Genomic DNA, 24,610 nt, shown 5'->3' with positions numbered 1-24,610 from the left:
ATGAAGATGATAATGAGATATTTGATTGTACTATTGACCTTTTTTTCTTTTTCTTCTATGGCCCAACAGGGTAGTGTTTGGAAGGATTTATCCAATGTAACTTATGAAATTGGAGAGGATGAATTCGGGGAATTGTACCTTCCTGTATTTGACGAAAAGATCAAAAAACTTCAGGGAGAAGAAATCACAGCAGAGGGGTATATTATTCCTTTTGAAGGAATGTTTAAACCCGAGCACATAATCCTTTCTTCTTTGCCCCTGGCGGAATGCTTTTTTTGTGGTTCCGGGGGACCGGAAACGGTCATGGAAGTCATGCTCAATGAACCTATAAAATATACATCAAAGAAAGTACAGGTAAAAGGCAAGTTAGAACTGAATGCAAAGGACCCAGAGAAGTTAATGTACATTTTGAAAGACGCCATGTTGGTTTCTCCCTGATGTCAAATAATTTAACCCATTTTCCCAGCTTCAGCATGTTCGGTTTCCATGGCCAGGAAATCAGTCATCAGTTTTTTGGTGAAAGCGCCCGGTAGACCATCGCCTATCTTTACCGCATCAATTTGGGTAATAGGAAGGATTCTTTTGGTGGTGGAACTGATAAAAACCTCATCAGCATCCAATAAGTCTTCCAGGCTAAATTCAGAAAGGCTGGTTTGAGCGGCCAGTTCCATGACTTTTTTTCTGGTGATCCCCCAAAGGATATCTCGTTGAGGAGTATAGATCTGACCATGTTTTACCAGGAATATATTACTTCTGGAGCTTTCTGAAACCCTGCCATTGTGATGGTAAACCACATCCTCAGCACCCTGTGCTTTCCAATCCAGGCTCAGCCAGCAGGGATACGTATAATTGGTGGTTTTAATGGCTGGTAAGGGTCGGACATAATCCACACTCAATAGTTTCACCCCTTTTGCATACTTTTCCTGAGAAGGGAGCATCAATGGCTCGCAAAAAATAAACAGCTTGCCCTGAGCAGGAAGGAAGTGATTGGGAGATATTCCCCCTGTCAGCACCATTCTTATTCCCCCATCCTGGTGGTTGTTTTTTTCTATCAGCCGATAAATGATATCCCTCAGCTCCTGAATGCTGTATGCCAGTGGCAATCCGGCCTTGTTTGCTGAAAGCGTAAATCTTATAAGGTAATCTTCCAGAAATAAAGGGTGGTGGCCCACCGTTCTGAAAAAATCGAAAATGCCATAGCCTCTGATCAGTCCAATGTCCAGCGGATGAACGCTGGCCTTTTCGCTGGCAATAATCTTATTTTCTGCAAAGCAATAAGGTTTCATTTATTATCTAAATTATATTTATTTTAATTTTATTGTTATAATTATTCTTTTACAATGAAATTATATTAGTTTTTATTTTTTTATAAGGGTAATTTTTTTAAAATTTACTGCTGTTTTGAATATCACCTATCACCCAAACCCAATATTAACGTTTGCCATGAAATTAATACCTTTTGTGTTATCCTTGCTATTTTTCACCCTTTTATTTTCTTGTGGAGCAGAAAAAGAGGAGAATGAAGCGCTAAAGGAGCAGGTTATTGCCATTCACGATGAAGTGATGCCTGAAATTGGTCATTTAAAAAACCAACAATCAAAGTTGATCGAGAAAGCCAATTCTCTGGAGAACGAAGCCAGTGTAGCTTCTTATCGTGAGGATTTAAACCTCGCAGCCCAGTCCTGTGAATCAGCCTATGACAATATGTTTGTTTGGATGCGGCAATTTAAAAGTGAATATGATGAGATGAGCGAGGAGGAAACCAAGGCTTATTTGATGGAGCAACTTCGAATGGTTGAAAAGGTAAAAGTTGATATACTTTCCGCCAAAAGCACTGCTGATTCCTTATTGAATGTCAGTATCTGATTTAATTTTCAAAGCATTGTTGACGCGTTCCGTTTCAATGATACCCTTTTTATTTCCCCAAACATTATAAATATAAGTACTGATTTGGGCGATTTCAATGGCCGTTAATTGCGGGTATCCTGGCATTGGTTGATTATAGGTAATGCCGTTTACCTGAATTTCACCTTTAATACCATATTTGATTAAACGTATGGTCCTTTCTATATCTGTCAGCATGTAATCTGCCCGCTTTAGAGGCGGGATAAGCCTTGCGAGCCCGCTACCGTCTTTCTGGTGACAGTTGGCGCAATATTGCAGGTAAAGTTGTTGCCCCTGGATGGCATATTGTTTTGTTTTCAGATCTTCGATCTCATTGATGCCAGCATCTTGATTTTTCTCTTTTTGGTTACAGCCATACCCTGCCATCAGAATGAATAATACCAAGACTTTACCGGATACTAACCTCATCACCTGCTGCTAATAATTTGGGAATGTCCTTTATCAACTGGTCTACCTGAGTGGTCTTTGTTCCATCATACACCCCCCGGATCCTGCCTTGCGTATCGATTAAAAGAAATGCCCCGCTGTGAAGGAAACCACCAGGCTCTTCTTTATCGGTCATGGCAGTAGTCAGGTAAGAAGTTTGGCCAATTTCAAATATTTTTTGCTGATCACCGGTAAGAAAATTCCAGGTATTGGCATTATCCACTCCCAACCGGGCGGCATAATCTTTTAATAAAGTCACCGTGTCGTACTCCGGGTCAATGGTATGGCTGAGTATTTTGAAATTGGGCTCATCTTTAAACTCCTCATAAACCCTAAGCATTTCTTTTTTCATGATGGGACAAATAGTGGGGCAAGAAGTAAAAAAGAAGTCTGCTACATAGACCTTGCCTTTAACATCTCTATTGGTAACCGTATCCCCCTCCTGGTTGACAAATTCGAAATTAGCTATCTTATGATAGACAGTATCGGCACTCACATTCCCGTTTACTGTGTTTTCTTCCACATGCCTGTTGCCCAAAATCGGCAGGGGTTGATCTGAGGAATGGTTAGGTTGACAGGAAACCCATGTCAGGACAAGTATCAGCGAACTTATGAACAGATGATAAGTTTTCATTTTTTTATTAGCATTACATACCCGGTAACCCATTAGTTCCTTTCCCGGACTTTTTTGTACCATTTGGTGGCAAGCATCAGGGTAACTGCCAGAAGTACCAAGGCCAACATGCCCCAGACCATGTTGAGCAGGCTTTTCAATACGATCAGGAATACAATGGCAAAAAGGAACAGGGTAGCCAACTCATTCCACAATCGCAGTTTTGTACTGTTCCACCTGGCCTGGCCTTGCTGCAGGGCTTTGTAAATAAAATGGCAACGTAGATGGTAGGCATAAAGCAAAACCACAAATCCCAATTTGGCATGCATAAAGGGTAATTGAAGGTATGCAGGCCGGTATAGTAAAACCCATATTCCAAAGATCAGGGTAAGCACCGCAGAAGGCCAGGTAATGATGTTCCATAACCTGTTTGCCATCAGGTCAAGCTGTGGCTTTAGTATGGCCCTTTCCGGTTCCGGGCGTTCGAGTGCTTCCGTCTGATAAATGAAAAGTCGCACGATGTAAAACAAGCCTGCAAACCAGGTAACTACGAAAATTATATGGAGGGCCTTGATGTATTCGAATGCCATTGTCAATATTTTGGGCTAAATTAAGGGTTTCACATCAGTAAATGGTCCAAAATGAAAACAAATTATTGGTTTTACCTGATAGCAGCTGCTGTCGGTATCTTGATGGCAGTAATGGTGTATGCCAGCCTTAGCCAACCTGGTGTTTCTGACCTGAAAGGAGATTACCGGGAGCTGGCAAAGTACAGGAATGAAAACAATACGGGGCCGGTAGTCCGGGTATTTGCCGTTTACACCAGCGATAGGCTTTGGGAGGATATGCGGGCATATGGGAATTTCATGCCCCATACAAAATATGGGAATACCCGGGTTTTCTTTTTTGACCAGGACCTGAAGGATATCCGTCTTTCTCCAGAGCCTCCTCATTTTGACCCTGAATTCAGAAAATCCTGTGTGGCAAAATATGAAAAATCGGCTATGGGGCAGGTTAGTTTTCAACAATTCCCTTTTGAAAGTCCCTGACCTATGGTGGCAAAAAGACATTCTGTGGCCCAATATGAGGCAGGAATACTGGCAGGAAACAGGTCCCTGCTTAGCCAGAGCATCAGCCTGGTAGAAAGTGAGCTGGAGGCAGACCGGAAGCTGGCGAATCAGCTGATCGAACAGGTATTGCCTTTAACGGGAAATGCACTAAGGATCGGTATTTCAGGTATTCCTGGTGTAGGAAAAAGCACCTTTATCAATAGCTTTGGACAACTTTTGTTGTCCAAAGGTCATAAAACGGCCGTGCTGACAGTGGATCCCAGCAGTGGTAAGAGCAGGGGCAGTATATTGGCGGATAAAACCCGGATGGAGACATTGAGCCATCATCCCTCGGCCTATGTCCGTCCTTCTCCCGCAGGAAAAAACCTGGGAGGGATCAGTGCCAAAACCAGAGAAACCATGCTTTTGTGTGAGGCGGCCGGGTTTGACAGGATTTTGGTTGAGACCGTGGGCGTCGGCCAGTCAGAAACATCAGTGAAAGACATGGTAGATGTTTTCCTGCTATTGATGATCACCGGGACAGGAGATGAATTGCAGGGTATCAAAAGGGGCATCATGGAATGGGCGGATATATTTGTCATCAACAAGGCGGATGGAGCCAATGCCCCCGAAGCCGAAAAGATGAAACAGGTCCTTCAAACAATACTTCCCCTTATTAGTCCGGTTGGAAAAGAATGGGATAATCCTGTAAAAACCTGTTCGGCTCTTAATGGTAAGGGAATGGTGGATTTATTGGAAAGTCTCGATGTCCTGGTTGAAAAAATGAAAGATAGTGGTCAATTTCAACAAACAAGAAAAATCCAGCAGCGACAGTGGCTGGAAGACCACATTTCATTTTTACTCCTTAAAAAGTTCAATGAAAATAGCTCGGTGGAATTGGAAAAGCAAAAAGCGATTGAAATATTGAATCAGGAAAAGGCAAACCCTATTGGATTGGCTGAAGAGTTGGTCCGCCGTTTTTTTGAAATTAATCAGTAAGACCTGATTTTGAACTGTTTCTTTTGCTCCTGTATGGCATTCCTGAAATTGGTGTCGGTCTCCATCAAATCATTTACCGATTGTACGGCATGAATCACGGTACTGTGATCCCTTCCCCCAAAATGGTATCCTATGGACTTCAGGGAATGGTTGGTGAATTCCTTGCTGAAATACATGGCGACTTGTCTCGCGATGACGATTTCTTTTTTTCTGGTTTTGGCCTTGAGTTCTTCAACTTTAATACCGTAATAGTCGGAACAGGATTTCTGAATATACTCTATGCTGACCTCTGTTTCTATGTCCTTGACAATATTTTTCATGATGGTCTTTGCAAGGTCGAGGCTTATTTCCACCCTGTTTAGGGAGGCATGGGCTATCAGGGAAATCATCACACCTTCGAGCTCCCGCACGTTAGTATCTACGGTGTAGGCCAGGTATTCTATTACGTTATTGGGTATGGTAATGCCTTCGGACTGCATCTTCTTTCTGATAATGGCGATACGGGTTTCAAAATCAGGCATTTGCAGATCCGCGGTAAGCCCCCACTTAAACCTGGAAAGCAACCTTTCCTCAAGGCCCATCAAATCCTTAGGTGCGCAATCTGAGGTCATGATGATTTGCTTTTTGTTCTGGTGCAGGTGGTTGAAGATATGGAAAAACATCTCCTGCGTTCTGCCTTTACCGGCCAAAAACTGTATGTCATCAATGATCAGCACATCCACCTGCATGTAGAAATTGGTGAATGATTTGATATTACCGTCCTTGATACCATCCATAAATTGGTTGACAAATTTCTCAGAAGAAACATAAAGGACAAATTTATCCTCGGGTCCATTTTTGATTTCATTGCCAATGGCTTGTACCAGATGGGTTTTACCTAAGCCCACACCCCCATAAACCATCAGGGGATTGAAAGAGGTGATGCCGGGTTTATTGGCTACAGCAAACCCCGCAGATCGGGCAAGTCTGTTGCAATCACCTTCTATAAATGAACTGAAGGTGTAATTTGAACTCAGATTGGATTGCAGGGTGGTTTCTTCGTCCAGGCTGGACAGGTCAAAAGGGCTGTTTGCTGCTGCAAGTACTTCTTTTTTCTTTTTGCCAGCAGGGCTGCTTACTCCCTGTGGATAACTGACCATATAGGGTTGGTTCTGGGAATTGCCCTTGTCCACAACCACTGCATATTCAAGCCTTCCATTGGCACCGAGGACGGTTTTGATGGCAAGTTTTAGTACATCTACATAATTATCCTCCAACCATTCATAGAAAAACTGACTGGGCACCTGAATTGTAAGGACAGAGCCCTCAATTCTTGCAGGTGAAATGGGCTTAAACCAGGTTGAAAAACTCTGTTCGTTGACGTGTTTTTCGATTACCCGCAAACATTCAGTCCATATAGCCGTTGCTTCTGAATTCATTGAATTTATTTTAACCGAAAGTAGGAAAAATTTGAATACTCCTTAACAGGGGGAAACAAAATTGTGGAAAAATATCTTAAATAAAAAATGCCATTTTACTTGACTTTTTTACTTTGTGGGAAAGCAGATTGTTCAGGCGGTTTTTATTTTTTTTTTATTTGAAAAGTGAAAAAAGTCCTTTGTTTTACACCTATGTCATGATGAACGGTTTTGTTTGAGAACCGTTTTAAGTTTATTTTTGGAAAAGGCCCTGAAATCAGGACGCCTGATGGACATTTTTATCCCCTATGGCATACTCCTTTCCAAAAACCAATAAAACCAACTGGAAATCCACAGTGGAAAAGGAAGGCTTATCTCCTGAGGAAATCAGGTATAAACTTCCTCATGGAGGAAGTTTAGATCCTTATTATTCTCCTGAGGAACGATCTCTTCAAGGGCGGGAGACGAAGGCTGTTTTTGAAAGTACCCATTCCCTGGTAGCGGTAGATAATCCGGATGATCTTCAGGCTGCAAAAGCCATTCATCAGGCATTTGAGCTGGGGGCAAATGGCATTCTTTTGGAGCTTACCGGAGAGGAAAATCTTCAGATTCGACTGGAAAAAGTAATTCCAGAGGCCATTCATTTTTATGTGAAGCCTGTAGGAGATCCTGTTGCCGTTTTGCAACAATTTCTTGCCTGGTACCGGGAGAGAGGTGCCAATCCTGACTTGCTGAAGGGAGGGGTGCTATTGAATGGATTCGAGGATTTCTCTTCCAACCCCCAAAAGCGTTGGAAATACTTGAAAATGGCTGCTGAATATCCTCATTTTAAAGTTTTGGGCTTTAGGGATCCGGCAGTAACCGGAAAAAATGGTCAGCTTTTTGACCACTGCCGAAATTGGATGGATGTTTTAAATGTTCAACCTTCAGCAGAATTGGCAAAGGCAATATGGGACAATATTTTATGGGTTTGTGAGGTAGGGGACAGCCTACTCTATGAAGTGGCGAGGATCAGTGCAGTAAGCAGTAGTTTTTCCCGTTTTTACGAGAATCTTTTTCCGGAAACCAGCTCTTGCCCATTACCGGTAATTGCCATTGTGGACACAGACAAAACCAGCTCCCTGGAATCCTATATTCAGCAAACGGCCCGGTCCTGGGCGGCAATGCTGGCACCTGTAACGGCCCTGTGGATAAAGCCATTCAGCGAAAGGGGGCAACCACCGACCAGGCAGGTCTTGCAAACTTCCTTCAATATTGGACTGATCTTGGAGGAAGAAGCCCGGTTGCAGAACCCGGATAGTAGCTGGAGGGGCAGTTATTTTCTGGAAAAATTAAAGGCAGTGATAATGGCGGAAACTGACCGGCAAATCCTTGCCTTGTTCCCGGAAATACAGATGCACTGTCATAAAAAAAATAAGCATAGGGAGAGATTACCGGATTTTCCTCATACCGGTTTCGGGGCAGGGGAGCCCCCCTATCTCCGGGGACCCTATGCGAGCATGTACCTCAAGAGACCCTGGACCATTCGGCAATATGCAGGGTTTTCCACTGCCGGGGAGTCTAATGCATTTTATAAAAAAAACCTGCAGGCCGGGCAAAAGGGTCTTTCAGTGGCCTTTGACCTGCCTACTCACCGGGGTTACGATGCCGATCATCCCAGAGTGATCGGGGATGTGGGTAAAGCCGGTGTGGCCATTTCCAGTGTAGCAGATATGAAATGCCTTTTTGAGGGCATACCTCTGGATAAAGTTTCTGTTTCCATGACCATGAACGGAGCTGTGATCCCTATACTGGCTTTCTTTGTGGTCACAGCCGAGGAACAGGGAGTACCATTAGAAGCCCTGACCGGGACCATTCAAAATGATATCCTCAAGGAGTTTATGGTGAGGAATACCTATATTTATCCCCCCGAACCTTCCATGCGGATAGTAGGAGATATCTTTGTATACCTTTCAAAATTCATGCCCCGGTTCAACTCCATTTCTATCTCAGGCTACCACATGCATGAAGCAGGTGCTACAGCCGATCTGGAGTTGGCCTATACACTGGCAGACGGCCTGGCCTATGTCAGGAAAGGCCTGGAAATGGGACTTTCGGTTGATGAATTTGCGCCCCGGCTTTCTTTTTTTTGGGCCATTGGGATGAATCACTGGGAAGAAATGGCCAAGCTCAGGGCAGGTAGGTTGCTCTGGGCAGAACTCATGCAACAATTCCAACCTAAAAATCCAAAATCTCTTATGTTGCGGGCCCACTGCCAGACCTCGGGATGGTCGTTGACCCGGCAAGATCCCTACAATAACATTTGCAGGACCACTATTGAAGCTATATCCGCTGTTCTGGGTCATACCCAATCCCTGCATACCAATGCATTTGATGAGGCCATCGCCCTGCCAAGTCCCACCTCTGCCAAAATTGCCCGCGATACCCAACTCTACCTGCAGCAGGAAACCGACCTGAACCAGGTGGTGGATGCAATGGGTGGATCTGTGGAGTTGGAATCCCAGACCCACCACCTGGTGGAAAAAGCCAGAGCCCACCTGGAAGAAATAGAAGGACATGGCGGGATGGTAGCTGCCCTTAAGAAAGGTATCCCAAAGTTAAGAATAGAGGCGGCTGCAGCCCGGAAACAGGCCAAAATTGATAGTGGAACTGAAATCATTATAGGGATAAACCGGCAACAAGGAGAAAGTCAGCCTTACGATTTTGAAATACTGGAAGTAGATAATGAGCAGGTTAGAACCGCTCAGCTAGCAAAAATTCAAGCCGTAAAATCCGAAAGGGATGAGTTGGCCGTTTCAAAAAACCTTCAGGCCATTTCGGAAGCAGCAGAAAAAAACAACGGAAACCTTTTGGAACTGGCCATAATGGCTGCCAGAGAAAGGGCCACCCTTGGAGAAATTTCCCAGGCCATGGAAAGGGTTTATGGCCGCTACAAAGCGGTACACCAAACTGTGAGTGGAACTTATTTAAAAGGTATGAAGGACAATATCAAAGTAAAGGAAGCCCTGAAAAAGTCGGATGAATTTGCCCGGCTGGAGGGTAGGAGGCCCAGAATACTGGTGGCTAAAATCGGGCAGGACGGACACGACAGGGGAGCCCATGTCATCGCCAGTGGCTTCGCAGATCTGGGTTTTGATGTAGACGTAGGTCCGCTGTTTCAGACCCCAGAGGAAGTGGCCCGGCAAGCCATGGAAAATGATGTACATGTGGTAGGGGTGTCCTCCCTGGCTGGTGGCCACAAAAGTCTTCTTCCAGGTTTAATAGACGCTTTAAAAGTGGAAGGCAGAGCGGATATTGCTGTCGTGGCGGGAGGGGTCATACCCGACCAGGACCATGATTTCCTTTACGAGAAAGGGGTTTTGGCTATTTTTGGCCCTGGAACCCCATTGGCCGAAGCGGCAATCAAACTTTTGGTTGCGTTAATGAAATAGACATTTAGCATGATAAGCATTATCCTATTGTATGATCCCGAGGAGGAAGAATTGGTAGATGAAGTCATAGTCCCCAAATTGGGTGCAGATTTGAAACTCAAGCTGCCTTTCAATACCGAATTGACTGTGGAATTAGGGAAGGATGACTTTGTCGTTGCCTACCTCTCGGACGAACAGTTGAAGGAATTGTTGCCTATAGCCTTGAAACATGAATGGCGCATTGCCCTGCTGCCCCATCCCAAACTGGTTCATGGCAGGCAGGGCTTTGGGGTCGACAATGACCTGGAAGACTGTCTGGAGATGGTGTTGGAGGCCGGAGAAATCAGAAATGTGGATTTGCTTACCGTAAATGACATACCCGTTTTCAATACGGTGATCATAGGAGAATCCCTGAGCCTGATGAGCACCTCGGTGGCCAAAAACGGCTGGGAGAGATTTTGGAAAAAGCTCAGTTATTTTTTCAAGTTATTCTGGGTCGTAAAATCCCACAGGTACATTTTGGAAGCGCAAGACAAGGAGAAGTTGGATACGGCTGCTATAGGTATGGTGATTGTGCAACATGGCAAAAGCAACCTCCTCAGCAGAAAGGTTTTGGAGGATTCCTATATCAATGACGGGAAAATGCATGCCATGATTCTGGCACCCAAGAGTATTTCTGGCCTGCTCTGGTTTGGATTGGATAGCTTTTTTCGCAAGAGTGGGAAGTCTGGTCTTCCTCCTTTTGCAGCCCATATCAAAACTTCGGCACTTTCCATATGCAGCGAAGATGCGATAGAATATTCACAGGATGGTATATTATTAACTGCAAAAAAACTGGAATTAAAGGTAAGTCCTAAAGCATTAAAAATGCTGCCAGGGAGGCATTTAGATATGGAGGGCAATGTTTCCGAGGAGGATGTTTTCAAGGTTAAGGTATTGCCCAGGGGAGAGGTAAGGGATGAATTGCTGAAACGTAAACTTCCCCTGATCCACCATGCTTCCACTGAGGAATTCAAGGAGCTTTTTTCCAGCTTACGATCCAGTGCCCGGACAAGCAATAGCTACCTGGTTTTGATGGTGTTGTCTACATTTATTGCTACTTTGGGTTTATTTGGCAACTCATCTCCGGTAATTATCGGAGCCATGATACTTGCCCCCCTTATGGCTCCCATTATTTCGCTCTCGATGGGTGTATTGCGCCAGGACAAAAACCTGATCCTCAACAGTGCCAAAGCCATTGGTTGGGGCATGCTATTGGGATACCTCTGCGCCATGTTGATTACCTGGTTAACCCCTTTGAATATTTCCAATGAGGAAATCATGGCCAGGGTAAGACCCAATTTATTGGATTTGGGTATAGCGGTGGGGTCGGGCGTAGCAGGAGCTTATGCAAGTGCCAAAGAGGAGATCGCCAAAACCCTGGCGGGAGTGGCCATAGCCGTTGCCCTGGTACCGCCGCTTGCCGTTTCCGGAATTGGCTTGGGTTGGATGGATTGGAGCATTTTTCAGGGAGCATTGCTTCTGTTATTGACCAACCTTGCCGGTATGGTCATGGCGGCGGCTTTGACATTTCTGTTTTTGGGATTCAGCCCATTTAGACTGGCCAGAAAGGGCATTGCTTACTCCCTTATTGTGGTAGGCGTTGTTAGTTTGCCTTTGTTTTTCGGATTCATGGATATGGTCCGGGAAAATGATGTGATTTCCAAACTGGATGGATATCAGGTGGAGGGCGCTACCCTGAGGGACATTACGGTCCGAGGAATAAATCCTGTCAGGCTGGCCGTGAAGATTGTTACTGAAGGCAATCTGGATGAAAAAAGGCTGAAATCGATAAAGCATGAAATTGAAGAAATGCTGGGGGAAGAAGTGGAACTGGAAGTCACCATGGGTATAAAAGTATTTTAATCCTGATTCATCTATCCATGAGCCAAAATCAGGTGTAATAAATTTAGGTAGACACCACCATAGGCTTTTGGGACTTTAATCCTGATAGAAGCAGCTTTAGTTATTTTGACAGATTATTGATACCTTGAAGCAGTTTTACTCAATTAACAAATCAACAAAACAAAAAAAATGAAAAGAAAAGCAACAGCAATCTGGAAAGGAACAGGATTGGAAGGCAGTGGATCTTTGTCTTCTCCTAGTGGTTTTTTTGATAATTCTCCATATAGTGCTAAAACCAGGTTTGAAAATGAAGATGGCACTCAGGGAACCAACCCTGAGGAAATGATTGCCGCCGCCCATGCGGGTTGTTTCAATATGGCCCTGAGTTTTCAAATAGCTGGTAAAGATTTAAAAGCTGACGAATTGAACACTACGGCTACTGTTACTTTGGAAAAAGGTGATGCCGGTTTTTCCATTACCGGGATTTTGCTGGATCTAAAGGGAAAGGTATCTGGAATGAATGAAGCCCAATTCAAGGAACTGGCTGAGGCAGCCAAGGAAAACTGTCCGGTAAGTAAAGCTTTAAGTGCTGTGCCGATTACTTTAAAGATCACGTTTAACGCTTAATACTAGGCTTTTTATTTGTTGCTAAAGTGCCGGAAAGTCCTTTCCGGCACTTTTTCTGTTTAATTTCAAACATGAATAGAAAAATGTGGCTTTTGGGCTGGATTACCCTCCTGGGTTTTGGCCTTGCCGGCATGGTGCTGGTATATTTTTTTCAGGAGCAATCCATGGCCGAGCTATGGACTGGACATTGGTATTTACCGGCCCAGTTTCTCCTGGGCGGTTTGACGGGTTTTCTTGGAGCACATTTGTCTAAATGGCTTATCCTGCAACCTTTTTTTGAGACGGAAAAAATCCGATACCGAGTATTGATCAACCACTGGTCATGGTCGGGCAAAGGGATTGTATTTATTTCGATCTGTGCAGGGGTAGGTGAAGAAATGTTTTTTCGTGCCGGATTACAACCCTTGCTGGGATTATGGCCTACAGCTGTGGTGTTTGTACTCATTCATGGTTATCTGAACCCTTTCAATTGGCGCATCAGTGTTTACGGACTGCTTATGGTAGGACTGATTGCTTTTTTTGGCTTTTTATATGAAGAGGCAGGGATTATAGCGCCCATGACTGCCCATGCCGTGTTTGATGCAGTATTGTTGTTCTGGATGACTAAGGGGAATAATTCAACTGAGAAAGTATGGGAGAATTTCAATTCTAAAACCTGATGGTGAAGTCTTTGGAATTTTATTTTTCCTCCACCAATTCGGCAGACTTGATCCCCTTAATTTAATCTCCCAAACGAAAAGCCCCGACCTGGACAGCCGGGGCTTAGGAAAACTTAAATCGGGCTTTCGCAGCTAACAAAAGGATGGATGATAAAAAAACACCGACCTACCCGCAGATAGGTGTGCGATTCTCCCGAATTTAGGTCAAACTACCCTACCTACGGGTACGGGGCATGTCATGACCTATTTTATTGACAGTTGAAAAGAGCTTTGATCCGTTCGAACTGACTTTTTTACTCAATCAACACCTGGAATTCATTACTGCTTCTGCCACCAGGAGTGACAGTCACATACCTTAGGGTCAATGGCCCCTGTCCTTCCCCGGGAATAGGAGTTAAAATTGGTCCTGCATACAGCGAACCAGTCTGATCTGCCTTGTGACCGTCCAGGGTATAATACACCCTGGCCCCGGCTACCAAAGGCTGAATTTCCACTTTATGTCTTCCGCTTTCGGAATCTATACTGATTTCCACATCCGCTTCCGGAATCCGGAAAAACACCCCGTTTTCCTCAAAATCAAGCAACCTGTAGGGTAAGCGGTCCTCGATAAAGGACTGGTAATTTTTTTCATCTTTTGGCTTCCAGGCCACTTCGGCCAGGGCTAGGGCCCGGGGGAAAAGGTAATATTCCATTTTGTTATTGGTAGCCAGGTACTCGGTCCAAAGGTTGGCTTGTACCCCCAATACATGTTTTCCTTCTTCAGTGGTCAGGGCCTCAGGAACAGGATTGTATCCGTAAACTTTTTCGAGGGGTAAAAAGCCACCGATGGCAAGGGGTTCTGTAGTTTTATCTTCTGCCTGGTAATGATCAAAATACATGTGGCTGTTTGGGGTCATGATAACATCGTGCCCCATTTTCGCTGCGGCAATGCCTCCTTTTTCCCCTCTCCAACTCATGACCGTGGCATTAGGTGCCAATCCACCTTCCAGTATTTCATCCCAGCCAATTAATTTACGGCCATTTTTGTTTAAAAACTGCTCGATTCTGCGGATAAAAAAGCTTTGCAGCTCATGTTCATCTGCCAACTTTTCTTTTTTTATGACTTTTTGAGCGATGGCTGAGGTTTGCCAATGGTCTTTGGGTACTTCGTCACCTCCTATATGGATGTATTCCCCGGGAAAGATTTCCATTACTTCGCTCAGTACATCCTCAAGAAATTGATAAGCTTCAGGGGTAGGCCCATAAATATTGTAATGGACTCCCCAATACCCAGGTACCTGACTGCTGATATCATTGTCCAAAGGCTCGCCCTTATCATTGAGAGCAGCAATGGTACCTTTACCTTCATCCCGGTTGACATCAAAGCTTCCCAGTTCAGGATAGGCAGCCAGGACTGCAGAGCTGTGTCCGGGTAGTTCTATTTCCGGGATAATCGTAATCTTCCTGTCAGCGGCATATTGTACGATGGCCCTGGCCTCCTCCTGGCTGTAATAGCCACCATGGGGCATGCCATCATAAATGAAGGGTTGGAAATCGTAATATTGCCCGATAATGGTAGAATCCCTCCAGGCACCGATGGTGGTAAGTTTGGGGTATTTTTTGATTTCAAGCCGCCAGCCCTGATCATCTGTCAAATGCCAGTGCATGGTGTTGAACTTCAGCTGCGCCATCAGGTCCAGTATTTTCTTGATCTGTTGGCTGCTGAAAAAATGCCGTGAAACGTCCAGCATGATACCCCTGTAGCCAAAAGCCGGGGCATCTGAAATTTCCAGCTGGGGCAAGACTACTGCTGATTCCCTTACTTCCAGTAGTTGAATCAGCGATTGCAAACCGTAAAACAAACCTTTGCCTGAACCTTTTATGTGCACCCCACCATCGCCGATATTCAGGTAATAAGCTTCTTCCTGTCCATCCACCAAATTTTCTTCCAAATGAATGACTGGCCCTTCGCCAGGGGAATACTGCAGGATATTCAGCTGGAAACCAGTTTTTGCTTCCAGCATTTCGTTAAAAATGGCAGCGGATTTTCTCGCATCTGAAGTAGTAGCCAGCAGCGCCGTCCCTGGCTGTAATACCCAATGACCTTCTCCCATCCGAATGGTTTTGGGCTGGGGAACAATGCTGATGTTTTGGGCGGGAAGGGTTATTGCACACATTAAAACCAATACGCCTGTTAGCAAAAGCTTTCTATTCATGAATCTTTTTTTTTATCAGGTTAAAAACCAGGTTAGCAGATTATTAAATGTAAGTTTGTTAAAATTTTTTATTAACCATCAAATGTAATTAAAAAAAATAAATATAAAAATGATGAATTTTCAGACAATTGTAAGGGGGAAATCGGTAATTTTTTAATGAAATTACGGGTCAATAATTCTAAGCCTTCAATTCCCTGCTACATAAAAAGGGTCTATAAGAAATAAGTTTGGATTTTCAGGAGCTACGGTCACCTTTACCGCATGCATGTCCCGGTCGCCAAAAACCTGAACAGCAGTGAAATTTGTCAGTGTTTTTCCGGTATTATCACGCAAGGGCTTGTCTACCATAAAGCGGTGGTGGTCTCCGTAAAGGAGCAGCACAGGCTTTCCAAATGCCATCACGCTTTCCCGCAGCAATTGCACAAAACTGGCATGACCGTTGCGCTCATCCTTGCTATTGTAATTCAAGCCCGCATGCAGCACTAGTACGAGGCCCCGGCTACCTGCTGTTTTTGCCTGTTCAAAAAGTTGCTTCAACCAGAAATTATTCGCAAGTTCCCGCTCAAAAAATTCATCATTCAGAGCAGCCGAATCTAGTTTAAAGTTATTGTTGGATCCGGTGACATGAAAGGTCCCAAAGGTCAACCCAGACATTTGCCAGCGGGCATTTTCAGGGAATTTTTCAAATCCCTCCCAACTATTTTGTCTTTCCAGGGGCATGGGGTTTTTGCCCTGACTTTGATCTTCTGAATAAAAAACCTGTCGCAGTTTATCCAATCGTTCTTCCGGATCAAAACCACCACAGGCTTCCCTGTGGCAATCCGTCCATTCATTGTCTCCCGGTGTATAAATCAAAGGCTGCCTAAAGTTATTGAAATAGCCTTTAATCCTTTCAAAATATTCGTCCGTACAAGGGGTGCTTCCGGATTTAATATCGCCAACATGAAGCGTGAAGTCGGCTGCTGTGGTATTTATTGACAGGATCAGGCGTTCAAAACGTTGAAAATCCTCAGGGAGGTGGTATGGGACATCACCAATGGCCATAAAGGTGACCTTTTTATTATCTTGTGGAAAGCAGGAAATCAGGCAGGTGCCTGTAATTAAAATGAAAACAAATCGGTAGCTCATGTTTTCCTGATTGATAAAAAATTGGTTTCCATTTTTACCTTACATTTAAAATCAGATATCGGAGGCAAAATTCATGCTGAATGCTGTTTTTGTCACCGACTTATTTTTGTTAATTTTTCACAGCAAGAAATTTTCAAACTCAAAACTTCCTTTTGGCTTTCAAATTCAATCAGTAAAATTTAGGTATGTTTCCTATAAACAGCAAAGTTAATAAAATCATTTGGCTTAGATTAAGGACTTTATTGTTTTAACAGTCGTTTTTAGCCATTTAATAGAAGCATTTTGTCTGGTTTTACTTTACCAGCCCCTTCCACTTATTAGTTAGATGGAAGAAGGGGAATGAAGTGATTTAAGAAAAATCAAATTAATACTTGGTTTTTAAAATGAAAAATGCAGATGAACTGAATTTTTGGAAGATGGGAAAAATTTTACCGGGAACTATCGGGAGGAATTCTTTTGTGATTGGCTGAACGCTCCTTTTAAATTCTTTGGAAAATTTTGAATTAAATTACTACCCTGCTACTTTTATATTCCAATTGCTAATCTTCTAAAGTGTCGGTATATAAACTTTCAGCTTTTGGAAAATAGGTTTTAAATTTGATAAAATTATGCGTTTAAATTTTGCAGCTAAACTGTCCTTTTTTTGTTCAGGGGCATATGCTGCATTTTTTATTGTAATCAATAATGTTCAGTTCAATACAGGGACTTACCTGGCGAAGCTGTGCCTGACTCCATTAACCTTTTGATGTTTTCTCCCAGCCTGATTACCTTACTCGTTGTAGCAATATTGGTTTTTGTACTATACAAAGACTTGCTAAGACCATCTTTTGCATTTTTGGGTGCAGTTTTTTTATTGCTCCTTCTGCAGATCATCAGTCCCGAGGAATTTTTGATGGGCCTGGCCAACAAACAGATCATTGTGATATTTTTGCTGATCGGACTCACGGCAGGAATTCAAAAAAATATCGGTACGGGCTTTTTCTTCAGACTTTTCAGCCAAAAATTGAAGCCTGGTATTTTTCGGATACGCCTGATGCTTCTGGTGGGAAGCCTGTCTGCTGTATTGAACAACACTCCGGTGGTAGCCTTTATGATTCCTTATGTCAAGGAGTGGACCAAAACCAACAATTATCCTGCATCAAAATTTCTGATACCTCTTTCCTTTTCCACCATTTTGGGAGGAATGATTACTGTGGTAGGAACCTCTACCAACCTGGTGTTGAATGGGCTGATCAGTCAGTATGGTCTGCCCTTATTGGGTTTTGAAGATTTCCTTTACCTGGGTTTATTGGTTACTTTCTTCGGGATCAGCTATCTGAGCATGGCTTCTTCCCGCCTTTTACCAACCAGAGAGGAAAACAAAAGTGAGATCATTGATCACCTGAATGAATACCTGGTGGAAACCTACCTGCCCAAAGGATCGAAAATGCATGGCAAATCGGTCAAAGAAGCAGGGCTCAGGAAATTGAAAGAAATTTTTCTTGCAGAAATAAAAAGGGGAAGTCTGGAAATATCACCGGTAGGACCCAATGAAATTTTGCAGGAAGGAGACAAGCTTTTCTTTACCGGTAATTCTGAAGCCATTCTCAAGTTGATTCAGGAAGAAAATGGACTTAGCCTTCCGGAAGACGGTTATGTGTCCAACTATGGCTTCTTCCAATTGACCGAAGCCGTGGTGCCGGCCTCTTCTGCCTTGATAGGGGAAAAGATCAAGGACAGCGATTTCCGAAACCGCTATCAGGCTTCGATTATTTCCATTCACAGAAATGGTACGCAGCTGAAAGGAAACATTGGCGAAACGAAGGTGCAGGCGGGAGATCTTTTTTTGATGCTAACTGGTAAGGAAGATAACAGGAACGATTATTTGAAAGACTTGATCATTATCACCCTTAGAGGAGAGATCAGCCAGGACAGGGGCACCTTCAAAAGATTGCCTTCCCTGATGGCATTGTTCATATTGTTCACCGGGATTATCGGCTGGTTGGATCTTTTTATGGCAGCTTTTGCAGGAATCCTTACCCTGTATATATTTAAAGTGTTAAATTTGCAGACTTTAAGGAAGGCAGTAGACCTGGACCTTTTGTTGATCCTGGTCTGTTCTCTTTCTTTGGGAGTAGCTTTGAACAATTCCGGAGCCGCCAACCAACTGGTCAATGGATTGCTTTACCTGACCGATGGGACGGCGGTGATGCTGGCTTTGGTCCTGTTGTTTGTCATGACGCTGGTACTGACCAGCCTGATCACCAATGCGGCTGCAGTCTCTATTATGTTTCCGATTGCCATGGAGCTGGGTAACCAGCTGGAGCAACCCTTGGCCCCCTTCTTTGTGGCCATCGCCTTTGGGGCATCTGGAGACTTTATGACCCCCATAGGCTATCAAACGAATCTGATGGTCATGGGACCGGGCAATTACAAGTTTAAGGATTACTTTAAAATAGGTTTTCCCCTAACCCTGATTTATAGTACCGTGGTACTGTTGTTTATCCAATGGTATTATTTGTAAGTTTTATTCAGAATAGGTCAAATGCAGGAAAACATACATCCCTCAGAATTTAAAATTACACGCGAACTGCGGCAGCAAGCTCTGGGGCAACAGGCCAAACTGGTTTGGTTTACCGGCCTGTCGGGTTCTGGTAAGTCCACCCTGGCCAATGCCACAGAACAGGCTTTGCACAAAAGGGGTTACCATACCTATTTGCTGGATGGGGACAATATCCGCTGCGGACTGAACAAGGACCTGAGTTTCAGTAAATCAGACCGTATTGAAAATATCCGCAGAATAGCCGCTGTAAGCCAGTTGATGATGGATGCCGGACTGATTGTCTTATCGGCATTCATTTCTCCCTATATTTCCGACAGAGAGATGATACGGGATCTGGTAGGCACTGATCGTTTTCTGGAAATCCATGTAGATTGTCCGCTGGAAGTCTGTGAAGAAAGGGATGTAAAAGGCCTGTATCAAAAAGCCAGGCAAGGTTTGATCAAGGATTTTACAGGCATTGATTCCCCTTATGAAGCTCCTGAATCCCCTTTTTTGGTGATCAAAACAGCAGAAGTATCTCCGGAGAAAGCTGTGGAACAATTAATGAATGAATTAGAGAAAAAAATTAAAATATAGTTATGGCGCAATATTATTTATCCCATTTGGAGGAACTGGAGGCAGAGGCAATTTTTGTTATCCGGGAGGTGGTCTCCCAATTTGAAAAGCCTGCACTTTTGTTTTCAGGTGGTAAGGACAGCATTGTACTGGCCCATCTGTCCAAAAAAGCATTTTATCCTTCCAGAATCCCCTTTCCCCTGATCCATATCGATACAGGCCACAATTTTCCGGAAACCATTGCTTTCAGGGACGACCTGGTCAATAAGCTGGGCGTACAACTTATCGTTGGCTCGGTACAGCAAAGTATCAATGAAGGAAAAGTAAGGGAGGAAACTGGTGTAAATGCTAGCCGTAATGCCCTGCAAACGGTAACACTGCTGGATACATTGGAAAAATTCAAAATTGACGCCGCTATGGGTGGTGCCAGAAGAGACGAGGAAAAGGCCCGGGCAAAAGAACGCTTTTTCTCACATAGGGACGAATTTGGACAATGGGATCCTAAAAACCAAAGACCCGAGCTTTGGAACCTGTTCAACGGCAAAAAGCATTTGGGAGAACATTTCAGGATATTCCCTATTTCTAATTGGACGGAGATGGATGTCTGGCAGTACATTCAAAACCAAAATATCGATTTGCCGTCCCTGTACTTTTCCCACCAAAGGGAATGTGTGGTAAGAGATGGGGTGATCCTGGCCAAGTCGGAGTTTATCCAGCTGAAGCCGGAAGAAGAAGTCAAAACCATGACGGTCCGGTACCGAACCTGTGGAGACATGCCCATCACGGGAGCGGTGGAATCAGATGCCGACGACCTTGACAAGATCATTGCCGAAGTAGCCACCACCCGAACCACAGAGAGAGGCACCCGAGCCGATGACAAAAGAGGCGAAACCGCCATGGAAGACAGGAAGAAAAGCGGGTATTTCTAGAGAATAAGGGAGAGTGAGCGAACAAAAAAAAGAAAGGTCGCAGAGGACACGAAGAGGAGACTTAGGGACGAAGGGACGAAGAGACTTAGGGACTGGGGGGTAGACTGAGAGATACAAAGAAAGATGGCCGATATGATGATTAATGGACGCTGAGGAGAGTTGGTCAATTGTAGACTTAATTTGAAAAAGAGCAGCGTTTTATGATGCGAAGATATGCATTCTGAATATCATATCTAACTTGAGCCCTGAAGGGGCGGGAGCTCCCAGCGATGGGTGAAGCCCATCGAAAATTGTGCATATTTTGGTTTAGCTCTAAAGGAGCGTCATATTTTCCTTTATTCGGTAGTATGAATTGTAAAAAATCCATAACAGTGGAAGTACCGAAGGGGATTTGAGACTTAGAGAGAGGGAGACTTTGAGACGAAGGGACTTAGAGAGAGGGAGGCGAAGAGACATAGGGACGAAGGGACGGAGAGACAAAGAGAATTAGAGACAAAGAGACAAAGGGACTTAGAGACGAAGGGACTTAAAGACGATGTGAACAGGAGCTGGAAAAAGGCTAAACTAGTTCCGGTCCCTGAGCGGAGCCGAAGGCATGATGTGATGATTTGATGGTACAATGGTACGATTGATTAACCCTTAACTACTAAGGTTGATATCACCGCCAGCCCAACTGCCAGACAGACCGGTTGAACAGCCTGGCAGTTACCTATCACTTTAACCCTTATCCTTTGTGTCCTCTGTGGTTCTTGGTGTCCTTTGTGACTAAATAAATATTAGACTGATTTTAGAAATATAAAAAGAGCATGAGTATACAAGAAACCAATCAATTGTTGAGATTTACCACGGCAGGGTCTGTGGATGATGGGAAAAGCACCCTAATTGGGAGGTTGTTATTCGATTCCAAATCTATTTTTGAAGACCAGATAGCCGCCGTAAAAACCTCCAGTGAAAAAAAAGGGTTTGACTATGTAGACCTTTCCCTGCTAACCGATGGCCTCAAGTCAGAAAGGGAACAGGGCATAACCATCGACGTGGCTTACAGGTATTTTGCCACTCCCAAGCGAAAATTTATCATTGCCGACACTCCTGGTCACATTCAGTATACCAGAAACATGGTGACAGGGGCTTCTACTGCTAACCTGGCCATTATTCTGATTGATGCCAGAAAGGGCTTGCTGGAACAAACCTACCGGCATTCCTTTATCGCTTCTCTCCTGAAAATACCTCATGTGATCGTCTGTGTCAATAAAATGGATCTGGTGGATTATGATGAAGCGGTCTTCGAAAAAATCATCAAGGATTACAAAGACTTTGCCAGCAAAATGGAAATCAAAGACGTACATTTTGTGCCTATTTCCGCTCTAAAGGGAGACAATGTGGTGGACAGGTCCAAAAATATGGATTGGTACGAGGGGCCTACCCTGTTGTACCTGCTGGAAAATGTTCACATCGCCTCCGACCTGAACCACATTGATTGTCGTTTTCCTGTCCAAATGGTCATCCGGCCCCATACCCACGAGCATCAGGACTTCAGAGGTTATGCCGGAAGGATAGAAGGAGGGATATTTAAACCCGGGGACGATGTGAAGGTATTGCCTACCGGCTTCACTTCCAAAATCAAAAGCATAGAGCTCAACGGGCAAGCTATTGCCGAGGCCTTTTCACCCATGTCGGTGACCATGACCCTGGAGGATGAATTGGATATCAGCAGGGGGGACATGCTCGTAAGGCCTAACAATGTACCAAATGTGGCTCAGGATCTGGATGTAATGGTATGCTGGATGAGTCAGCAAAAGCTGGCAGGGAGAACCAAATTACTGATAAAACATACCACCAAAGAGTGTCAGGCAATGGTAAAAGAGATCCTTTATCGGGTGGATGTCAACACACTTCACCGGGAAGAAGGGGTGCAGGAAATCGGCATGAATGACATTGCCCGCATCAGTCTGCGTACCGCTCAACCTTTGTTTATGGATGCCTACCGGCGAAACCGCCAAACTGGTTCTATCATCCTTATCGACCCCAATACCAACGAAACCGTCGCTGCGGGGATGGTGATTTAGTTGGATGGACGATGAGACTTAGGGACTGAGGGATGGGGAGACGAAGTGACTTAGGGACGAAGGGACCTGGAGACGGAGTGAGAGGGAGACGAAGGGACGAAGAGACAAAGGGACGAAGGGACTTGGAGACGAAGAGTCAAAGAGATAAAGGGCCGATATGATGATTTATGGACGCTGATGAGAGTTGGTCCTCTGCAGACTTATCCTGGAAAAGAGCATCCATTGAGCTTTCAGGCTGAATCCAGATAAAAGCCAAAATGCAAGCAAATAGGTCGTAGATCAAATCCAAGGAGAGTAGATTCAAATTTCCTATCCATGAAAATCAGGTCCCATGAAGATTTAGAGGTATTTCAATTGGCGTTAGAAGCAGCCATGGAAATTTTTGAAATATCTCAACGTTTTCCGAAAGAAGAAAAATACTCTTTAACAGATCAAATTAGAAGGTCTTCCCGATCTGTTTGCTCCAATATTTCGGAGGGTTTCCGGAAGCGAAGGTATCCAAAACCATTTGTAGCAAAACTTATTGACAGCGAGGGAGAGGCAGCAGAGACCATGACCTGGTTAAAGTTTGCTTGCGCTTGTAAATACATAAGCATAGAAGTCAAGGACCGCAAATCAGAAAAATATGATTGTATTTTGGGGAAATTGGTAAACATGGGCAGAAATCCGCAACAGTGGCAGTATTGAGGTGGGGGCTTGTTGCCTTAGATACGTAGAGACTTAAAGATGTCACTTAGTCCCTCAGTCCCTTCCTCTCTCAGTAGTCCCTCAGTCCCTTCGTCTCTCACTCAGTCTTTTTATTGAATACATAGACTAGAAAATATGATCGACCTACCAAAATTAACCATCCTTGCCGTCGAGGCCTCCAAAGCAGCCGGGCAGGAAATACTCAAGATCTACCATTCTGCCGATTTTGGTGTTGAGATGAAAAGCGACGATTCTCCCTTGACACTGGCCGACAAGGCTGCCCATGAGGAGATCATGAAATACCTAAGTGAAACCGGTCTGCCCGTACTTTCCGAAGAAGGTAAATCCATTCCCTATGAAGAGCGCAAAAACTGGGAATATTTCTGGATGGTAGACCCACTGGATGGCACGAAGGAGTTTATCAAAAAAAACGGGGAATTCACCGTCAATATTGCGCTGATTCACCGGGATACACCGGTGATGGGCGTGGTGTATGCGCCTGTATTGGATAGGATGTACTGGGGAAATGCCGAAGAAGGAGCCTGGAAACAAGAAGGGAAGGAAGAGGCACGCATGCTGAAGCGACCTGAGACCAAAATGGTTCGCGCTATCGTGGCCAGCCGCTCCCACCTGAGTCCGGAAACACAGGAAGTAATCGACCGATACCCGGATGCAAAAGTGATCAGCATGGGATCATCCCTGAAATTCATGCTGCTGGCGGAAGGGAAGGCCCAACTCTATCCCCGCTTTGCGCCAACAATGGAATGGGATACCGCTGCTGCCCATGGGGTCTTGCTGGCCCTGGGATTTACTGTAAAAAAAACCGATAATAATCAGCCTTTGCGGTATAATAAACAAAACTTATTAAACCCTTTTTTCATTTGTGAGGGATAAACTTTAATCCGGATCCTTTTCCAAAAGCAGCCGGGCCTTAACAGGTTCGGCTTTTTTTATGCGATTTTTTCCCAAAACTGCAGTTGATCTTTTTGTTTTCATGCCGATATAGCCAAATTGAACCTGATTTAAACCCTTTTTTAGTTTGTATTTTTAAACTGAGTTCGAATTACGAAAGTCATTAAAAGCCGGTTTTTTCCTCACTGCGAACTCTTTTCTGTGGGTACTATGTTTTGGCAGTCCCGTTTTACCAGAGATTCCCACAGCTTCCATCGCTCAACCCCCCCCCCCTCTAAAGCCTCGGAATGACGATTTTATTATCAAATTAGGTCGAACTCAGGTTTTAAGGATTATGTTAATGTTAACCAGGTTTCTGGGATTGTGCTTCCGGTGGAAAGCATGGGTTAAACAAAACCAAAACAGGGTACATTTCCACCAAAGGCTTCTGATAAATACAATAGGGATAATAGGGTAAATTTTTTTGATGAAGCCATTTATTGGTAAGGGGATACTTTTTCTATCTGGCTGGTTAAATCATCGAAACCAGAGGTTTGTATAGTGGAGCATGGCAATACATAAATTCATTACTCTCATGCACTGAAACCGGGAGCTTAACCTGCAATATAATTATAGTTAAAGACAATA

21 protein-coding genes are annotated in these 24,610 nt (G+C 44.2%); 14 read left to right on the top strand and 7 right to left on the bottom strand.

The genetic code is table 11. The annotated features are described in order from the left end of the window. The first annotated feature begins 12 nt into the window (after positions 1–12). A complete protein-coding gene (locus G9Q97_RS15865) occupies positions 13–438 on the top strand; it encodes a hypothetical protein (RefSeq protein WP_246255720.1) in 426 nt (141 codons plus the stop codon). A gap of 11 nt (positions 439–449) precedes the next feature. On the opposite strand, the gene G9Q97_RS15860 is transcribed toward G9Q97_RS15865, so the two are convergent. Next, positions 450–1,286, bottom strand: coding sequence for an aminotransferase class IV (locus G9Q97_RS15860; protein ID WP_166148505.1), 837 nt, complete (start codon positions 1,284–1,286; stop codon positions 450–452). A 157-nt stretch (positions 1,287–1,443) separates the two neighbouring features. Here G9Q97_RS15860 and G9Q97_RS15855 point away from each other — a divergent pair, with 157 nt between their 5' ends. Then, positions 1,444–1,866, top strand: coding sequence for a hypothetical protein (locus G9Q97_RS15855; protein WP_166148503.1), 423 nt, complete (start codon positions 1,444–1,446; stop codon positions 1,864–1,866). Here G9Q97_RS15855 and G9Q97_RS15850 read toward each other — a convergent pair. The 3 genes from G9Q97_RS15850 to G9Q97_RS15840 are packed head-to-tail and all read right to left on the bottom strand — an operon-like array spanning position 1,846 to position 3,534. After that, on the bottom strand, positions 1,846–2,313 hold the full coding sequence (locus G9Q97_RS15850; RefSeq protein ID WP_166148501.1) for a c-type cytochrome: 468 nt from the start codon (positions 2,311–2,313) through the stop codon (positions 1,846–1,848). The two genes, G9Q97_RS15855 and G9Q97_RS15850, sit on opposite strands and share 21 nt — an antisense overlap. Next, positions 2,294–2,965, bottom strand: a complete 672-nt coding sequence (locus G9Q97_RS15845; RefSeq protein ID WP_166148500.1) for an SCO family protein — start codon at positions 2,963–2,965, stop codon at positions 2,294–2,296. The genes G9Q97_RS15850 and G9Q97_RS15845 overlap by 20 nt, the downstream gene beginning before the upstream one ends. 32 nt (positions 2,966–2,997) lie before the next feature. Continuing rightward, complete coding sequence (locus G9Q97_RS15840) at positions 2,998–3,534, bottom strand: CopD family protein (RefSeq protein WP_166148498.1); 537 nt, start codon at positions 3,532–3,534, stop codon at positions 2,998–3,000. A 51-nt stretch (positions 3,535–3,585) separates the two neighbouring features. Between G9Q97_RS15840 and G9Q97_RS15835 the strand changes: the two genes are divergently transcribed. Further along, positions 3,586–3,993, top strand: coding sequence for a hypothetical protein (locus G9Q97_RS15835; protein ID WP_166148496.1), 408 nt, complete (start codon positions 3,586–3,588; stop codon positions 3,991–3,993). Positions 3,994–3,996: 3 nt separating this feature from the next. Then, positions 3,997–4,992, top strand: a complete 996-nt coding sequence (gene meaB, locus G9Q97_RS15830; protein ID WP_222852006.1) for a methylmalonyl Co-A mutase-associated GTPase MeaB — start codon at positions 3,997–3,999, stop codon at positions 4,990–4,992. Here meaB and dnaA read toward each other — a convergent pair. Continuing rightward, complete coding sequence (gene dnaA / locus G9Q97_RS15825) at positions 4,986–6,410, bottom strand: chromosomal replication initiator protein DnaA (RefSeq protein WP_166148494.1); 1,425 nt, start codon at positions 6,408–6,410, stop codon at positions 4,986–4,988. The genes meaB and dnaA overlap by 7 nt on opposite strands. Before the next feature lie 287 nt (positions 6,411–6,697). Here dnaA and scpA point away from each other — a divergent pair, with 287 nt between their 5' ends. The 4 genes from scpA (at position 6,698) to G9Q97_RS15805 (ending at position 12,969) form a co-directional block, all read left to right on the top strand. After that, positions 6,698–9,820, top strand: coding sequence for a methylmalonyl-CoA mutase (gene scpA, locus G9Q97_RS25055; RefSeq protein ID WP_187357730.1), 3,123 nt, complete (start codon positions 6,698–6,700; stop codon positions 9,818–9,820). A 9-nt stretch (positions 9,821–9,829) separates the two neighbouring features. Beyond that, positions 9,830–11,704: a TIGR00341 family protein gene (locus G9Q97_RS15815; RefSeq protein WP_166148492.1), complete on the top strand. Its 1,875-nt coding sequence runs from the start codon at positions 9,830–9,832 to the stop codon at positions 11,702–11,704. A gap of 168 nt (positions 11,705–11,872) precedes the next feature. Further along, positions 11,873–12,310, top strand: coding sequence for an OsmC family peroxiredoxin (locus G9Q97_RS15810; protein WP_166148490.1), 438 nt, complete (start codon positions 11,873–11,875; stop codon positions 12,308–12,310). A gap of 71 nt (positions 12,311–12,381) precedes the next feature. After that, a complete protein-coding gene (locus G9Q97_RS15805; RefSeq protein WP_166148489.1) occupies positions 12,382–12,969 on the top strand; it encodes a CPBP family intramembrane glutamic endopeptidase in 588 nt (195 codons plus the stop codon). A 293-nt stretch (positions 12,970–13,262) separates the two neighbouring features. Here the strand turns inward: G9Q97_RS15805 and G9Q97_RS15800 are convergent, their stop codons facing one another. Further along, complete coding sequence (locus G9Q97_RS15800) at positions 13,263–15,164, bottom strand: beta-N-acetylhexosaminidase (RefSeq protein WP_166148487.1); 1,902 nt, start codon at positions 15,162–15,164, stop codon at positions 13,263–13,265. 186 nt (positions 15,165–15,350) lie between these two features. Beyond that, complete coding sequence (locus G9Q97_RS15795) at positions 15,351–16,292, bottom strand: metallophosphoesterase (protein WP_166148485.1); 942 nt, start codon at positions 16,290–16,292, stop codon at positions 15,351–15,353. A 745-nt stretch (positions 16,293–17,037) separates the two neighbouring features. On the opposite strand from G9Q97_RS15795, the gene G9Q97_RS15790 reads away from it, so the two are divergent. The 6 genes from G9Q97_RS15790 (at position 17,038) to cysQ (ending at position 23,965) form a co-directional block, all read left to right on the top strand. Continuing rightward, positions 17,038–18,795: an SLC13 family permease gene (locus tag G9Q97_RS15790; RefSeq protein ID WP_166148483.1), complete on the top strand. Its 1,758-nt coding sequence runs from the start codon at positions 17,038–17,040 to the stop codon at positions 18,793–18,795. Positions 18,796–18,816: 21 nt separating this feature from the next. Continuing rightward, positions 18,817–19,410, top strand: coding sequence for an adenylyl-sulfate kinase (gene cysC / locus G9Q97_RS15785; RefSeq protein ID WP_166148482.1), 594 nt, complete (start codon positions 18,817–18,819; stop codon positions 19,408–19,410). 2 nt (positions 19,411–19,412) lie between these two features. Further along, positions 19,413–20,318, top strand: coding sequence for a sulfate adenylyltransferase subunit CysD (cysD, locus tag G9Q97_RS15780; protein ID WP_166148480.1), 906 nt, complete (start codon positions 19,413–19,415; stop codon positions 20,316–20,318). A gap of 806 nt (positions 20,319–21,124) precedes the next feature. Then, on the top strand, positions 21,125–22,384 hold the full coding sequence (gene cysN / locus G9Q97_RS15775; RefSeq protein ID WP_166148478.1) for a sulfate adenylyltransferase subunit CysN: 1,260 nt from the start codon (positions 21,125–21,127) through the stop codon (positions 22,382–22,384). 315 nt (positions 22,385–22,699) lie between these two features. Continuing rightward, the gene (locus G9Q97_RS15770) at positions 22,700–23,071 is read left to right on the top strand and encodes a four helix bundle protein (RefSeq protein ID WP_166148477.1); all 372 of its coding nucleotides are present in this window, start codon (positions 22,700–22,702) and stop codon (positions 23,069–23,071) included. 135 nt (positions 23,072–23,206) lie between these two features. Then, complete coding sequence (gene cysQ, locus G9Q97_RS15765) at positions 23,207–23,965, top strand: 3'(2'),5'-bisphosphate nucleotidase CysQ (protein ID WP_187357729.1); 759 nt, start codon at positions 23,207–23,209, stop codon at positions 23,963–23,965. Positions 23,966–24,610 lie beyond the last annotated feature (645 nt).

Source organism: Cyclobacterium plantarum (assembly GCF_011290685.1).
Lineage (GTDB): Bacteria > Bacteroidota > Bacteroidia > Cytophagales > Cyclobacteriaceae > Cyclobacterium > Cyclobacterium plantarum.
This window is presented reverse-complemented; position numbering and strand designations above follow the sequence as displayed.

Excerpts from the sequence above, each read along its gene's own strand:
- G9Q97_RS15865 (WP_246255720.1), top strand. The coding sequence starts at position 13 with ATGAGATATTTGATTGTACTATTGACCTTTTTTTCTTTTTCTTCTATG.
- G9Q97_RS15860 (WP_166148505.1), bottom strand. The coding sequence starts at position 1,286 with ATGAAACCTTATTGCTTTGCAGAAAATAAGATTATTGCCAGCGAAAAG.
- G9Q97_RS15855 (WP_166148503.1), top strand. The coding sequence starts at position 1,444 with ATGAAATTAATACCTTTTGTGTTATCCTTGCTATTTTTCACCCTTTTA.
- G9Q97_RS15850 (WP_166148501.1), bottom strand. The coding sequence starts at position 2,313 with ATGAGGTTAGTATCCGGTAAAGTCTTGGTATTATTCATTCTGATGGCA.
- G9Q97_RS15845 (WP_166148500.1), bottom strand. The coding sequence starts at position 2,965 with ATGAAAACTTATCATCTGTTCATAAGTTCGCTGATACTTGTCCTGACA.
- G9Q97_RS15840 (WP_166148498.1), bottom strand. The coding sequence starts at position 3,534 with ATGGCATTCGAATACATCAAGGCCCTCCATATAATTTTCGTAGTTACC.
- G9Q97_RS15835 (WP_166148496.1), top strand. The coding sequence starts at position 3,586 with ATGAAAACAAATTATTGGTTTTACCTGATAGCAGCTGCTGTCGGTATC.
- meaB (WP_222852006.1), top strand. The coding sequence starts at position 3,997 with ATGGTGGCAAAAAGACATTCTGTGGCCCAATATGAGGCAGGAATACTG.
- dnaA (WP_166148494.1), bottom strand. The coding sequence starts at position 6,410 with ATGAATTCAGAAGCAACGGCTATATGGACTGAATGTTTGCGGGTAATC.
- scpA (WP_187357730.1), top strand. The coding sequence starts at position 6,698 with ATGGCATACTCCTTTCCAAAAACCAATAAAACCAACTGGAAATCCACA.
- G9Q97_RS15815 (WP_166148492.1), top strand. The coding sequence starts at position 9,830 with ATGATAAGCATTATCCTATTGTATGATCCCGAGGAGGAAGAATTGGTA.
- G9Q97_RS15810 (WP_166148490.1), top strand. The coding sequence starts at position 11,873 with ATGAAAAGAAAAGCAACAGCAATCTGGAAAGGAACAGGATTGGAAGGC.
- G9Q97_RS15805 (WP_166148489.1), top strand. The coding sequence starts at position 12,382 with ATGAATAGAAAAATGTGGCTTTTGGGCTGGATTACCCTCCTGGGTTTT.
- G9Q97_RS15800 (WP_166148487.1), bottom strand. The coding sequence starts at position 15,164 with ATGAATAGAAAGCTTTTGCTAACAGGCGTATTGGTTTTAATGTGTGCA.
- G9Q97_RS15795 (WP_166148485.1), bottom strand. The coding sequence starts at position 16,292 with ATGAGCTACCGATTTGTTTTCATTTTAATTACAGGCACCTGCCTGATT.
- G9Q97_RS15790 (WP_166148483.1), top strand. The coding sequence starts at position 17,038 with ATGTTTTCTCCCAGCCTGATTACCTTACTCGTTGTAGCAATATTGGTT.
- cysC (WP_166148482.1), top strand. The coding sequence starts at position 18,817 with ATGCAGGAAAACATACATCCCTCAGAATTTAAAATTACACGCGAACTG.
- cysD (WP_166148480.1), top strand. The coding sequence starts at position 19,413 with ATGGCGCAATATTATTTATCCCATTTGGAGGAACTGGAGGCAGAGGCA.
- cysN (WP_166148478.1), top strand. The coding sequence starts at position 21,125 with ATGAGTATACAAGAAACCAATCAATTGTTGAGATTTACCACGGCAGGG.
- G9Q97_RS15770 (WP_166148477.1), top strand. The coding sequence starts at position 22,700 with ATGAAAATCAGGTCCCATGAAGATTTAGAGGTATTTCAATTGGCGTTA.
- cysQ (WP_187357729.1), top strand. The coding sequence starts at position 23,207 with ATGATCGACCTACCAAAATTAACCATCCTTGCCGTCGAGGCCTCCAAA.